Here is a 13,132-nt window from a genome sequence, read left to right as displayed (position 1 = left end):
TTCATCCGGATGAATATGTTTTTGGTTGCAACCATTCCAGCCGGCAGGCCAATGCGCTGCGGCACAGGCCTTACAATGCGTGCATGGAAATCTTCAAAGTCTTTACCCTCGAAGCGGCCCACCACCTGCCCAACGTGCCGGCGGGCCACAAGTGCGCGCGCCTGCACGGCCACTCGTTCCGGGTGGAACTGAAGGTCGAGGGCGAGCCGGGCGAACACACCGGCTGGATCATGGATTTCGGCGACGTCAAAGCGGCCTTCCAGCCGATCTATGACCGTTTGGACCATCATTACCTCAACGACATCCCGGGGCTGGAAAACCCAACCAGCGAGCGCCTGGCGATCTGGATCTGGAACGAGCTCAAGCCCACCCTGCCGGCGCTGAGCGAGGTCACGGTGCACGAGACCTGCACCTCCGGCTGCCGCTACCGGGGATAAGGGTTTAGACGCCAACCGGTTGTTCCTGAACGGGTTTCAATGAATCCGGACCGTTTCGGACATTTATTGTTGCAATGCACCAGTATCGGCGTATGCTGCATTGCATCAAACGGAATTTGCGTGGGTCCCTCCCCCCACGCAATCCCAAGACCCGACAGAACCCTCCCTCTGTCGGGTCTTTTTTTTGGGTTTGATTGATCCGGATCCCAATGGGCCCATTGGGATTGGGGTCAATCAACCATGGGCCCATTGGAATCTGGATCAATCAACCAGCGCATTCGGATGCATGGGTCGCGGTGGTTACCGCGCCAGCGGGCGCACCACCTGCACCAAGGTCATCAATGTCTTGCCCGGCTCTTCCCACGGCACCATGTGCGCCGAATGTTCGAACCACACGCCCTGCTTGAAGGGGGCCTGCACGTGGTTCAACCAGCGTTCGGTCGGCGCGGTGGGCGTGGTGTAGTCATGGCGACCCATGAACATCACCACCGGGATCGGGAAGCGGGTGATCGGGTTGAAATCCACCTTCAGCATCTGCGGCAGCAACGGCCCCAGTGACAGCACGCTGCCCTTGTCGATGTTGCAGCGGTCCACATCCGTGTAGTCCGGCGACAGCTTGGCGGCGCCGAAGTAGTACTTCGAGTCATCGCGGTACGCCGTCAGCCCACCGTAGTACTGCGGCCACGTGCGCGCGGTGATGATCCGTTCGCGCGTGATCGGCGTGGTGCCCGGGTACGGTGCGATGGCCTCCAGCTCGGCCACCGCCTTGGCATTGCCATGCGCCCTGGCCTGCGCCAACCCGTAATCGAAGCTGATCTTCTCGTTTTCCACCTGGTTGATGATCTGGCCAATCCCCACGTACGCGTGAAACAGGTCCGGCCGCTTCAGCGCCGCCTGCATCGCCACGATCGTGCCCCAGCTGTGCGCCACCAGGATCACCTTGCGCTGGCCCAGGTGCGTGCGCAGGTGCTCGGCCACCTCGATCGCGTCATCCACGTAGCGCTCGACGGTCAGTGTGGGTGCGATGACCTCCGGCGGCGCCTCTGCGTAGGTCTTGCCTGCACCGCGCTGGTCCCAGTCCACCACCGTGAAGTATTCCTCCAGCGGTCGCTGGAACTGCCACAGGCTGGGCGTCACCGGACTGGCCGGGCCACCGTGCACGAACAGGATCACCGGATTGGCGCGGTCCTCTCCGCGGATGGTCAGCCACTGTCGCACGCCACCAATGGGCGTGGCGTACTGTTCCTGGATGCCGTTCGGCGTGGTGATCCGTTGCAGGTCGCGGACTACCGCCCGCGCCGGTTCAAGCGCCGCAGTATCCGGGCATCCGTCGGCGGCTGCGACACTGCCTGCCATGCCCAGCGCGAGCACAAGCACAAACGACATCAGGCCATACCGGCGGCGGGAATCCTGTGCGATGGCCATGCGCTCACTCCGGGGGGTGTCGATTGCATTGCATCCTGCCCGCGACCGCATCTCCAGTGCCGGTTGTCGCCGTGACGTTGGGCAGGGGCGCGTCACACCATCCGTGCCGCCGGCAGCGAGAACACGAACAATGCGCCCTCGCGACTGTCCAGCAGCTGGATCTCGCGCTGGTGCAGCTGCAGGATGCGATGCACGATCAGCAGCCCCAGCCCGCCGCTGTCCGGCCGCTGGCTGCCAAAGGCCGGTGGCGTGTGGAACAGGTCCTCGCGCCGCGCTGCGGGAATGCCGGGGCCGGTGTCGGCCACGCTGACCTGCACCTCGCCCTGCGCGGCCTGCAGCGTCACGGTGATCCGCCCGCCTTCGGGCGTGTGCCGGATCGCGTTGTCCAGCAGGTTGGTCAGCACCCGCTCGATCAATGCCAGGTCTGCATCCACCACCGGCAAACCGGGCGGAATGTCCGCCGCCAGCGTCTGCCGGCGCGCCTGCGCGGGCAGCTCGAATTTCTGGAACACGTCCTGCACCAGGTCCGGCAGCGAGAACGCCTGGCGGTCCAGTACCACCCCGCCGTGCTCCAGCCGCGCCAACTCGAACAGCGCCTGGGCAAGCCTGCCCACCTTGTGGCTCTGCGACAGCGCGATGCCCAGGTAGCGCTGGCGTTCTTCGGCGCTGAGGGTGGCGTCCTTCAACGCCAGTGTTTCCAGGTAGCCATGCAGTGACGACAACGGCGTGCGCAGGTCATGCGAGATGTTGGCCACCAGCTCGCGCCGCTGCAGGTCCTGCTGGCGCAGCTGCTGCCACTGTTCGCCCAGGCGCTGGCCCATGTGCCCGAAGCTGTGCTGCAGGATGGCAAGTTCGTCGCGCTCGCCGCTGCGCAGCGGCGTGGGCGGCAACGCCTGTGCCGGCGCAGCTGCATCCACGTCGAAGGACTGCACGCGCCGGGTCAGCTGGCGCAGCGGCCGGGTTACCCAGCGGAACGCCACCGCACCGGCCAGCAGGCCGATGCCGGCCACGATCGCCAGCGACCAGAGCGTGGTGCGCAGGGTGGCGTTGGCGGCGATGTTGGCGGCCAGCGCCTCGCGCTGCTCCCCCACCAGCACCACGTAGATGTAGCCGGCCTGGCGCCCCTGCACGAACAGCGGGGCGGCGTTGAACACTTTGCGCCCAGTGCTGCTGCGGGGGTCGTCGCCAAGGATCGGCAGCGGATCGTCGCGCAGCAGTGCCTGCACCGGCGCCAGGTCCACGCGGTCGCGCTTCAGGTGGCCGGTGGGTGCGTCATGGCCAAGGATGCGGCCTTGGTCATCCAGCAGGTACACCTCCACGCTGGGGTTGACCGCCATCAGCTTGCCGAACAGCGCGCGCACTTCGCCGGTGCGCATGCCGCCGCCATCCATCAGCTCGCCACTGCGCGCGATGTGCTCGGCCAGCCCGCGCGACAAGCGCTGCACGGTTTCCTGCTCATGCAGGCGGGTGCTGCGCATCTGGATCGCCATCAACGCACCGCAGCACACCAGCAGCAGCGCGAAGAACGCCACCGACAACCGTTGTGACAATGACAGCCGGATCATGCCGGCGCGCCCTCGTTGCCATCGACCAGCTTGTAGCCGCGGCCCCACACCGTCTGGATGCGCTGCGGCGAGGCCGGGTCGCGCTCGATCTTGTTGCGCAGCCGGTTGATGTGGGTGTTCACCGTGTGCTCGTAGCCATCATGCTGGTAGCCCCAGACCTGGTTGAGCAGGTCCATGCGCGAATACACCTGGCCCGGGTGGCGGGCGAAGAAGTACAGCAGGTCGAATTCGCGCGGGGTCAGTTCCAGCGCGCGGCCTTCCACCTGCGCGGTGCGTGCCACCGGGTCGATGCGCAGCCCGGCCACGGCCAGCTCGCCGGCATCGATGCGCGCGTTCTGCGCCATGGCTTCCACCCGGCGCAGCAACGCCTTCACCCGCGCCACCAGCTCCAGCATCGAGAACGGTTTGGCCAGGTAGTCGTCCGCGCCCAGTTCCAGGCCCAGGATGCGGTGCACTTCGCTGGCGCGCGCGCTGGTGATGATGATCGGGGTATAGCGCGCCATGCCACGCGCGCGCCGGCAGATTTCCAGGCCGTCCACGCCGGGCAGCATCAGGTCCAGCACCAGCGCGCTCCACGGCTGCGCTTCCAGCAGCGCCAGCCCCTCGTCGCCGGTCGCCGCGTGGGTGACCTCATAGCCCTCGTCGCGCAGGTGCATGCGCAACAGGTTGGCGATGTGGACGTCATCTTCGACGATCAGGACGCGTTTGGCACTGCTCATTGGCACGGTGACGGGCAGCAGGAAGGTGAACGCATTGTGGCCAGATCCGGACCTGAATGTGTCACGGAAAATTTAACCCTGCGTGAGGATTCGTTGATCGGCCCGGGCGCAGCATGGCCACATCGTTTCCAGACCGGGAGATCGCCATGCGTTGTACCCGTCGCAGACTGCTCGGCATGGGCGCCATCGGCGCTGCGGCCGGCCTGTTCGGCCTGACCGCGTGCAGTGGTCCGGCGCCCGCTGCGCCCGCCCCCACCCGCCGCTTCGAGGTGATGCGCACCGATGCACAGTGGCGCGAGCAGCTCAGTCCGGCGCAATACGCCGTGCTGCGCCGGCAGAGCACCGAGCGCCCCTTCAGCAGCCCGCTCAACAAGGAACACCGGCGCGGCACCTTCACCTGTGCCGGCTGCGCGCTGCCGTTGTTCTCATCGTCCACCAAGTTCGACAGCGGCACCGGCTGGCCGAGTTTCTGGGCGCCGCTGCACGACGCGGTGGCCGAGGACCGCGATACCACGTTGGGCATGTTGCGGGTGGAAGCGCACTGCCGGCGCTGCGGTGGGCACCTGGGCCACGTGTTCGATGACGGGCCACGGCCTACCGGCTTGCGGTATTGCATGAATGGTGTGGCGATGCAGTTCGTTGCGGCGTGACAAGCGGCCGGGCAGAGCCCGGCGCTACCGGGCGCTGCCCGGGAACCAAAGCACCACGCGTAGCGCCGGGCTCTGCCCGGCAGCCCAAGCACCCGTAATCCATCACCGAAAAGGATTCCCATGTTCCTGCTAGTCCTGGCCTACCTCGGCGGCGTACTCACCATCCTCAGCCCGTGCATCCTGCCGGTGCTGCCGTTCGTGTTCGCCCGTTCCGACCGCCCCTTCCTGCGCAGTGGCCTGCCGCTGCTGATCGGCATGGCGTTGATGTTCGCCGTGGTGGCCAGCCTGGCCGCAGTGGGCAGCCAATGGGTGGCGCAGGCCAACCAGATCGGCCGCTGGATCGCGCTGGTGGTGATGGCGCTGTTCGCGCTGGCCCTGCTCTGGCCCGCCCTGGCCGACCGCCTGCTGTCGCCCTTCCAGCGCCTGGGCGCGCGGCTCAGTGCTTCGGCTGACGCAGCCACCGACGCCGGGCGCGGCGGCGTGGGCACCTCGCTGCTGATCGGCGTGGCCACCGGCCTGCTGTGGGCGCCGTGCGCCGGCCCGATCCTCGGCCTGATCCTCACCGGGGCTGCGCTGCAGGGCGCCAGCGTGGGCACCAGCGGGTTGCTGTTGGCGTATGCACTGGGCGCGGCGACGTCGCTGGCGCTGGCGATCTGGATCGGCGGGCGGGTGTTCACCGCGCTCAAGCAGCGCCTCGGCGCAGGCGAGTGGATCCGCCGGGCGCTGGGCGTGGCCGCGCTGCTGGCGGTGGTGGCCATTGCGATGGGTTGGGATACCGGCGTGCTCACCCGGCTGTCGTCGGTCAGCACCGCACGGCTGGAACAGGGCCTGCTTGATGCCCTGCCCGGCCAGGCCCCCGAAGCGGGTCCGGCGATGATGATGCGCGCCGCCGACGCCCCGGCCGGTACCGAGCTGCCGGTGGAAGGCACGCTGCCCCCGCTGGACGGCGCCACCGGCTGGCTCAACAGCCCGCCGCTGACCGCCGAAGGCCTGCGCGGCAAGGTGGTCCTGGTCGATTTCTGGACCTACTCCTGCATCAACTGCCTGCGCGCCCTGCCCTACGTGCGTGAGTGGGAACAACGCTACCGCGACCAGGGCCTGGTGGTGATCGGCGTGCATGCGCCGGAGTTCGCCTTCGAACGCAACCTGGGCAACGTGCAGCATGCGGTGAAGGAGCTGAAGATCGACTACCCGGTGGCGATCGACAACGACTTCGCGATCTGGCGTGGCTTCAACAACCGCTACTGGCCCGCGCACTACTTCATCGACGCCCAGGGGCGCATCCGCGCGCACCACTTCGGTGAAGGCAACTACGCGCAGTCCGAGCAGATCATCCGCCAGCTGCTGCGCGAAGCGGGCGCCACCCTGCCTGACGCGCCGCAGGCCATGGCGATGGCCGCCAGCGCGCCGCGCGACGGGGTGGAGCTGCAGGCCGACATGTCCAACCTCAAATCGCCGGAGACCTACCTCGGTTATTCACGCGCGGAGAATTTCGCCTCGCCGGACGGGCAGCACCGCGATGTGTCCGCCGATTACACGCTGCCGCCTGCGTTCGCGTTGAACCAGTGGGCGCTGGCCGGGCGCTGGACGGTGGGCGACGAAGACGCGCGGCTGCAGCGCGCCGGTGGCCGCATCGCGTTCCGCTTCCATGCCCGCGACCTGCACCTGGTGCTGGCACCGGGCGAAGACGGCAGGCCGGTGCGTTTCCGGGTGTGGGTCGATGGCCGGGCGCCCGGCGCATCCGCCGGTGGTGATGTCGGCGCCGATGGCAGCGGCACGGTCGGCGAGCACCGCCTGTACCAGCTGATCCGCCAGTCCGGCGATGTCGGCGAGCGCACCTTCGAGATCGAGTTCCTCGACCCGGGCGTGCACGCCTATGCCTTCACCTTTGGTTGAACCAGGAGACACCCATGCGAGTTTCCCTCGACAAACTGGTGGCCGGCGGCATTGCCGCCGCCATCGCCGCGCTGACGATCAGCGCCGTGGTCAGCCTGGACCGCCCGGCACATGCGGCGCCGGCCGAAGCGGTGGTCGCGGTGCCCGCGGCAACCGGCGCGGCCGACCTGAAGCTGCCGGGCAAGCGCGCGCAGGTGGTGTTCGCCGGTGGCTGCTTCTGGGGCGTGCAGGGTGTGTTCCAGCACATCAAGGGCGTGGACAACGCGGTGTCGGGTTACATCGGCGGCCGCCCAGCCGATGCCAACTATGCGCGCGTGAGTGGCGGCGGCACCGGCCATGCCGAAGCCGTGCAGGTCACCTACGACCCCAGCCAGGTGAGCTACGGCCAGCTGATGCAGGTGTTCTTCTCGGTGGCGCACGATCCGACCCAGCTCAACCGCCAGGGTCCGGACCGGGGCACGCAGTACCGCTCGGCGGTGTATGCCGACGATGCCGCGCAGCGTGATGCCACCCGCGCCTACATCGCGCAGCTGCAGCAGGCGCGTGCCTATGCCGCGCCGGTGGTGACCACGGTCGACGGCGGCAAGCCGTTCGTTGCGGCCGAGGGGTACCACCAGAACTACCTGACGCTGCATCCGGAGTCGTTGTACATCCGCATCAACGACCAGCCCAAGGTGGCGGCACTGCAGCGGATGTATCCGCAGCTGTATCGGGAGAAGCCGAGGTTGGTGTCGACGTTGTCGGCGCGCAGCTGACGCTCAGCCCAGCAGATGCCTGGCCAGCCCTGCCGGATCGGCACCCGGTGCATACGGCAGCCGGCCCCAGAACGGCAGCGGCAGGCGCGCGCGCAGCAGCGCCACGTTGTCGTCGATGCGTTGCATCTGCGGGTCTACCTCATTGGCGATCCAGCCGATGCAGGTCGCACCGCTGGCGGCGATCGCCTGTGCGGTCAGCCGCGCATGGTTGAGGCAGCCCAACCGCAGGCCGACCACCATCACCACCGGCAGCCGCAGCGCCTGCACCAGGTGCGCCTGGTCCAGCGTGGTCGACAGCGGCGCCAGCCAGCCGCCCACGCCCTCCACCACCACGGTGTCGGCCTGCGCACGCAGGCGTGCGAAGGCCGTCTCGATCGGCGCCAGCGACAGCGTCACCCCGGCTGCAGCGGCGGCCAGCTCCGGGGCCAGCGGCAGCGGCAGCGCATAGGGATTGAGGTCGGCATAGGCCGGGGCCGGGTCGCTGGCCGCCAGCAAGGCGGTGGCGTCTTCGTTGCGCAGGCCGTCGGCGGTCCGCTCGCAGCCGCTGGCCACCGGCTTCATGCCCACCGCACGCTGCCCGCGCTGGCGCAGGGCGTGCAGCAGGACGCAGCTGCTGAAGGTCTTGCCGATACCGGTATCGGTGCCGGTGACGTAGAAGGCGGCAGGGGAGGCAGGGGACGACATGGCCGGTCCGATGAACAGGGGGGCCCATTATCAGCGTTCCGCCGCCGGTGGGTCCGGCCAACGGCCGCGCTTGATAGACTGCGGCCATGTTCGATACTTCCACGCTCACCGGCAGCAAGCCGGAACAGTATGGCCAGCTGCTGGCCCAGGCCCGCGCGCTGGTGCACGGTGAACGCGACCGCATCGCCAATGCGGCCAACCTGTCGGCGCTGGTCTACCACGCGCTGCCGCAGCTGAACTGGGCGGGTTTCTACTTCTTCGACGGCACCGAACTGGTGGTCGGCCCGTTCCAGGGCCTGCCGGCCTGCGTGCGCATTCCCCTGCACAAGGGTGTGTGCGGGGCGGCCGCCTCGCAGCGGGTCACCCAGCGCATCGAGGATGTGGACGCGTTCCCGGGCCACATCGCCTGCGATTCGGCCTCGCGCTCGGAACTGGTGGTGCCGCTGGTCAAGGGCGACACCCTGATCGGCGTACTCGATCTGGACAGCCCGGTGCTGGCCCGCTTCGATGCCGACGACCAGGCCGGGCTGGAAGCCATTGCCGCGGTGTTCGTCGAGGCGCTGGAATGAGCGCCAAGCTGCGCAACATCGGCCCCAAGAGCGCCGCCTGGCTGCGCCAGGTCGGGTTGCGCACTGCCGAAGACCTGGCCGCCGCCGGTTCAGTGGGCGCGTTCGTGAAGGTACGCCGCGCCGGCTTCAAACCCAGCCTCAACCTGCTCTATTCGCTCGAAGGCGCGCTGCAGGACTGCCACTGGCAGGAACTGCCCGAAGCGCGCCGCGCGCAGCTGGTGGCCGAATACGACTCGATCATCGCCGACAACCCGCTAAAGAAAGCGCCGCCGGCGTCGGGCCCGGTGTATGACCGGACCGTGGCCAACGATGACGACGGCGAAAACCCGCCGTTCGATACCGAAGACGACCAGGCGTAGAGCCACGCCGCCTGCCGGGCTTTGCTCTACACTGCGCGCACTTTCAGGTGACCTGCGGCGCAAGCCGGCAGGTTGAAACGGGAAGCCGGTGACGCACCAGGTCCTGCCTGTTGCCATTCCGGCGCTGCCCCCGCAACGGTAAGCGTGGAAGCCAGGCAATACGCCACTGTGCGCAAGCATGGGAAGGCGCCTGGCGCGATGGTCCGCCATCGGCCCGCGAGCCCGGAGACCGGCCTGGAAGACGACTGGTTGCGATGCGGCGGGCATGGCGGCGGCAAGCGGCGCCGTGCGCCCGCCCACCGTCCCATGCTGCCGTTGACCACCGCCCCTTCCCCAGCCGCGCGGGCGTGTGCGGTGTTTGGAGTCAACGATGAAGCTGCAGAACCGTGTTCTTTCCCTCGCCGTGCTGTCGGCGCTGCCCCTGCTGGCCGCCGCACAGGATGAGGCCACCGCGCTGGACCAGGTGCTGGTCACCGCCACCCGTACCCCGATCGCCCTGCAGGACAGCATTTCGCCGGCGCAGGTGATCGACCGCGCCGAGATCGAGCGCAGCCAGGCACCCTCGCTGCAGGATCTGCTGCGTGGCCGCGCCGGCATCAACCTCAACAACAGCGGCGGGCTGGGCAAGCAGAGCTCGCTGTTCCTGCGTGGCACCAACTCGGCCCACACCCTGGTGCTGGTCGATGGCGTGCGCATCAATACCGGCGACCTGGCCCTGGCCATGCTGCAGGACCTGCCGCTGGCGCAGATCGAGCGCGTGGAGATCGTGCGCGGCCCGCAGTCCAGCCTGTACGGCGCCGACGCGATCGGCGGCGTGATCCAGATCTTCACCCGCCGCAATGCCGGCGACTTCGCCCCGCACCTGCAGCTGGGCGGCGGCAGCAACGGCCTGCGTGAAGCCAGCGGCGGCTTCGGCGGCACCGGCGCGCATGGCTGGTTCGGCACCGACATCGCCTACCAGCACACCGACGGCATCAATTCCTGCCGTGGCGATGCAGCCACCTTCGCCGGCTGCGGTGCTGACGAGCCCGATCGCGACGGCTACCGCAACCTGTCGATGAGCCTGCGCGGCGGCTACACGCTGACCGACACGTTGAGCGTGGAAGGCACCGCGCTGCGTGCCGAAGGCGAAAACCACTACGACGGCTACTACAACTATTCGGAAACGCTGCAGCATGTGCTGGGCGGCAAGGTCCGCTACACACCGAGCGAACGCTTCACCCTGACCGCCAACGTCGGCCGCGCCGACAACGAGTCGGATAACTACAACGACGGCACCTGGCTGGGCGCAGCGCAGACCCATCGCGACAGCGCCTCGCTGCAGGCCGACGTGGGCCTGGCCGACGGCCAGCTGCTCAGTGCCGGCGTGGACTGGAGCCAGGACAACCTGGATGGCAGCAGCGCCGGCTATGTGGTCGACAGCCGCGACAACACCGGCGTGTTCGTGCAGTACCAGGGCCGCTTCGGCGCGCACCACCTGCAGGCCAGCGTGCGCAACGACGACAACGAACAGTTCGGCAACCACACCACCGGCAGCCTCGGCTGGGGCATGGACCTGGGCGGCGGCTTCCGCCTCAACGCCAGCTACGGCACCGCGTTCAAGGCACCGACCTTCAGCGACCTGTACGACCCGTGGAGTGGCGTGCCGGGGCTGGATCCGGAAGAATCCAGGAGCGCCAACCTCGGCATCGCCCAGCAGGGCGATGGCTGGCGCTGGGGCCTGGATGTGTATGAAACCCGCATCGACGACCTGATCACCTACGACGCCACCACGTTCACGATGACGCAGGTGGAAAAGGCGCGCATCCGCGGTGCCGAGCTGACCGGCTCGATCACGCTGGCCGGTGTCGACGTCAGCGCGCAGCTCAGCCACACCGACCCGCGCAACCGCACCGACGGCAGCGCCCAGTTCGACAACTGGCTCGCCCGTCGCGCGCAGGACACCGCGCGGCTGGATGTTGATCGCAGCTTCGGCGGCTTCCGCGCCGGTGTCACCGCGTTCGGTGCGGGCAAGCGGTACGACAATGCCGACAACAGCGTGCGCCTAGCCGGGTACGGCACCGTGGACCTGCGCCTGGAATATGCGATCAGCCGCGACTGGTCGGTGCTTGGCCGGGTCAGCAACGTGTTCGACCGCGAGTATGAAACGGTGGCCTGGTACAACCAGCCGGGCCGTGAGTACCGCCTGAGCGTGCGTTACCAGCCAAAATAAGGTGAGGAGCGCACCACCAACGGTGGCGTGCTACCCCGTACACGGTAGGTGCCGACCGTTGGTCGGCACTCCCCTCCGGTCGCGCTACAACCCAGGCAACGCCCGCAGGTCATCAACCACCGCCACCGCGTCCACCGACTCCAGGTCCAACCCACGCGGGTATCCATAGCGCACCAGCGCCACCGGCATGCCCGCATCCACCGCAGCGCGATAGTCGGTAATCGAGTCACCCACCATCAACGCCGCAGCCGGCGCGACCTTGAAGGCTCCGGCGATGTGCCTCAGCGGTATGCCGCTGGGCTTGCGATCAGGCAGCGAATCGCCGCCGAGCACCATCGCGAAGAAATCCTGCACGCCCAGGTGCGCCAACAACGGCGCGACCAAGGCCGATGGCTTGTTGGTGCAGATCGCCATCGCCACATCGCGTTCGCGCAGCGTTTCCAGCGCAGGCACCACCCCGTCGAACAACCGTGGGCTGCGCAGCAGGCAGTCCTCGTAGTGCCGCATGAAGCCCGGCATGACCCGATCCAGGTGGATGTCGCTGTGTGCAGCGGTGAAGGCCTGTTCCACCAGCCGACGCACACCGTCACCGATCCAGGTAAGCACCGTGGCTTCAGGCACGCGCGGCAGCTGCCAGTCCTGCAGCGTACGGTTGAGCGCTTCGGCGATATCGTCCGCGCTGTCGACCAGCGTGCCGTCCAGATCGAAAATCACCAGCGGATAGGGATAGGACAAAGGGGGGATTCGCTTTCACACCATGGGGAAGGTGATTGTAGAGCCACGCCCTGCGTGGCGGCGTGGTGCCAGCGAAGACCAACCACGCAGGGCGTGGCTCTACGGCCCTGTGCATCTCAGATACGTGCACCGAATTCGGGACTGGCGAACAGCGACGCCTCATTATGTCCAGCGCCTCCGCCGCCGCGGTCAGGCCGCCACGCTCGGCCACCTCCACGAACACACGCATGGCGGCAAGACGGTCCATTTGATCAACCCGCGCAACAAACTGGGCCGTCATACGCGGTTTTTCGTCCGCTTTCAGGCGCATATGCTGGTCGTCCTCCCTCAACGGACCCTGCCCCATGAAAATCGCTCTCGTCGGTGCCACCGGCAACATCGGCCGTGAAATCACCCGCCAGGCCCTCGCCCGCGGCCACCAGGTCACCGCGGTCGTGCGCCGCGAAACCGACCTTCCCGCCGAACTCGACGGCGCCCAGCTGGCCGTTGCAGCCCTCGACGACACCGACGCCCTGGCCGCCGTGATCGCCGGCCACGACGTACTGGCCAGTGCCTTCGGTCCCCGCCCCGGCGACGACCCCGCCACCGTCACCACCGTCACCGCCGACCTGGTCAAGGCCGCCCGCCAGGCCGGCGTACCCCGCTTCCTGATGGTCGGTGGCGCCGGCACCCTGGAAGTCGCCCCCGGCGTGCAGCTGGTGGATACCGAAGGCTTCCCGGACGCGTACAAGCCGGTGGCCCTGGCTGCGCGCCAGGCGTTCAACCTGCTGCAGAAGGTGGATGACCTGGATTGGACGTTCTATTCGCCGGCCGCCGAGATTGGCCCGGGGCCGCAGAAGGGCGGTTTCCGCACCCAGGCAAGGCAGTTCCTGGTGGGCGCCGATGGGCACAGCCGGATCAGTTATGCGGATTACGCGGATGCATTCGTGAGCGAGATCGAGAAGCCGCAGTTCGTGCGGCAGATTGCGACCGTGGCGTATTGATCCGGAGCGGTGATGCGCGGCGTGAGTGATTCTCATGCCCCACCGCGCCTTGCATTGCCATCGGCGGTCGATTGGGATGCGACCCTACCGTGGTGATCCCACCAACCGTGGGTCGCCGGTTTCCGTGTCCCAATGCCCCGCGT

General features: G+C 67.9%; 13 protein-coding genes, 1 pseudogene and 1 riboswitch. Of the genes and pseudogenes, 8 read left to right on the top strand and 6 right to left on the bottom strand.

Going from position 1 to position 13,132, the window contains the following annotated elements:
* Positions 1 to 83: 83 nt before the first annotated feature.
* Positions 84 to 437, top strand: coding sequence for a 6-carboxytetrahydropterin synthase QueD (gene queD, locus J7J08_RS10730; protein ID WP_214905071.1), 354 nt, complete (start codon positions 84 to 86; stop codon positions 435 to 437).
* A gap of 300 nt (positions 438 to 737) precedes the next feature.
* Here the strand turns inward: queD and J7J08_RS10725 are convergent, their stop codons facing one another.
* The 3 genes from J7J08_RS10725 to J7J08_RS10715 all read right to left on the bottom strand — a co-directional run bounded on the left by J7J08_RS10725 (position 738) and on the right by J7J08_RS10715 (position 4,146).
* On the bottom strand, positions 738 to 1,823 hold the full coding sequence (locus tag J7J08_RS10725) for an alpha/beta hydrolase (protein WP_214905069.1): 1,086 nt from the start codon (positions 1,821 to 1,823) through the stop codon (positions 738 to 740).
* Between the two features lie 131 nt (positions 1,824 to 1,954).
* On the bottom strand, positions 1,955 to 3,427 hold the full coding sequence (locus J7J08_RS10720; protein WP_214905067.1) for a HAMP domain-containing sensor histidine kinase: 1,473 nt from the start codon (positions 3,425 to 3,427) through the stop codon (positions 1,955 to 1,957).
* A complete protein-coding gene (locus tag J7J08_RS10715) occupies positions 3,424 to 4,146 on the bottom strand; it encodes a response regulator transcription factor (RefSeq protein ID WP_214905065.1) in 723 nt (240 codons plus the stop codon). Before J7J08_RS10715 ends, J7J08_RS10720 begins: the two co-directional genes overlap by 4 nt.
* 146 nt (positions 4,147 to 4,292) lie before the next feature.
* Between J7J08_RS10715 and msrB the strand changes: the two genes are divergently transcribed.
* From msrB to msrA, 3 genes are all read left to right on the top strand, one after another.
* Positions 4,293 to 4,796 carry a peptide-methionine (R)-S-oxide reductase MsrB gene (msrB, locus tag J7J08_RS10710; protein WP_214905063.1) on the top strand — a complete coding sequence of 168 codons (504 nt, stop codon included), beginning with the start codon at positions 4,293 to 4,295 and terminating at the stop codon, positions 4,794 to 4,796.
* Positions 4,797 to 4,916: 120 nt separating this feature from the next.
* Entirely contained in the window at positions 4,917 to 6,692 is a 1,776-nt protein-coding gene (locus J7J08_RS10705; protein ID WP_214905061.1) for a cytochrome c biogenesis protein DipZ, read from the top strand.
* A 14-nt stretch (positions 6,693 to 6,706) separates the two neighbouring features.
* Positions 6,707 to 7,447 (top strand): peptide-methionine (S)-S-oxide reductase MsrA, encoded by a 741-nt coding sequence (gene msrA / locus J7J08_RS10700; RefSeq protein ID WP_214905060.1) that lies wholly within the window; start codon positions 6,707 to 6,709, stop codon positions 7,445 to 7,447.
* Between the two features lie 3 nt (positions 7,448 to 7,450).
* Here msrA and bioD read toward each other — a convergent pair whose 3' ends face one another.
* Complete coding sequence (gene bioD, locus J7J08_RS10695; protein ID WP_214905058.1) at positions 7,451 to 8,131, bottom strand: dethiobiotin synthase; 681 nt, start codon at positions 8,129 to 8,131, stop codon at positions 7,451 to 7,453.
* An 86-nt stretch (positions 8,132 to 8,217) separates the two neighbouring features.
* Between bioD and J7J08_RS10690 the strand changes: the two genes are divergently transcribed.
* The 3 genes from J7J08_RS10690 (at position 8,218) to btuB (ending at position 11,271) form a co-directional block, all read left to right on the top strand.
* Positions 8,218 to 8,700, top strand: a complete 483-nt coding sequence (locus tag J7J08_RS10690; protein WP_214905056.1) for a GAF domain-containing protein — start codon at positions 8,218 to 8,220, stop codon at positions 8,698 to 8,700.
* Positions 8,697 to 9,059 carry a TfoX/Sxy family protein gene (locus tag J7J08_RS10685; RefSeq protein WP_214905054.1) on the top strand — a complete coding sequence of 121 codons (363 nt, stop codon included), beginning with the start codon at positions 8,697 to 8,699 and terminating at the stop codon, positions 9,057 to 9,059. The genes J7J08_RS10690 and J7J08_RS10685 overlap by 4 nt, the downstream gene beginning before the upstream one ends.
* Positions 9,060 to 9,087: 28 nt before the next feature.
* Positions 9,088 to 9,312, top strand: a riboswitch (cobalamin riboswitch).
* A 117-nt stretch (positions 9,313 to 9,429) separates the two neighbouring features.
* Entirely contained in the window at positions 9,430 to 11,271 is a 1,842-nt protein-coding gene (btuB, locus tag J7J08_RS10680; RefSeq protein WP_214905051.1) for a TonB-dependent vitamin B12 receptor, read from the top strand.
* A gap of 84 nt (positions 11,272 to 11,355) precedes the next feature.
* Here the strand turns inward: btuB and gph are convergent, their stop codons facing one another.
* Together gph and J7J08_RS13485 are read right to left on the bottom strand one after the other, a co-directional pair.
* On the bottom strand, positions 11,356 to 12,006 hold the full coding sequence (gph, locus tag J7J08_RS10675; RefSeq protein WP_214905048.1) for a phosphoglycolate phosphatase: 651 nt from the start codon (positions 12,004 to 12,006) through the stop codon (positions 11,356 to 11,358).
* A gap of 157 nt (positions 12,007 to 12,163) precedes the next feature.
* A pseudogene (locus J7J08_RS13485) lies at positions 12,164 to 12,253 on the bottom strand (LysR family transcriptional regulator); the annotation flags it as partial.
* A 97-nt stretch (positions 12,254 to 12,350) separates the two neighbouring features.
* Between J7J08_RS13485 and J7J08_RS10670 the strand changes: the two are divergent.
* Positions 12,351 to 12,989, top strand: a complete 639-nt coding sequence (locus tag J7J08_RS10670) for an NAD(P)H-binding protein (RefSeq protein ID WP_214905046.1) — start codon at positions 12,351 to 12,353, stop codon at positions 12,987 to 12,989.
* The last annotated feature ends 143 nt before the right edge of the window (positions 12,990 to 13,132 follow it).

This window comes from Stenotrophomonas sp. ISL-67 (assembly GCF_018612915.1).
Lineage (GTDB): Bacteria > Pseudomonadota > Gammaproteobacteria > Xanthomonadales > Xanthomonadaceae > Stenotrophomonas.
The sequence above is the reverse complement of the archived record's forward strand: the minus strand, read 5'-3'. Positions and strand labels throughout refer to the sequence as shown.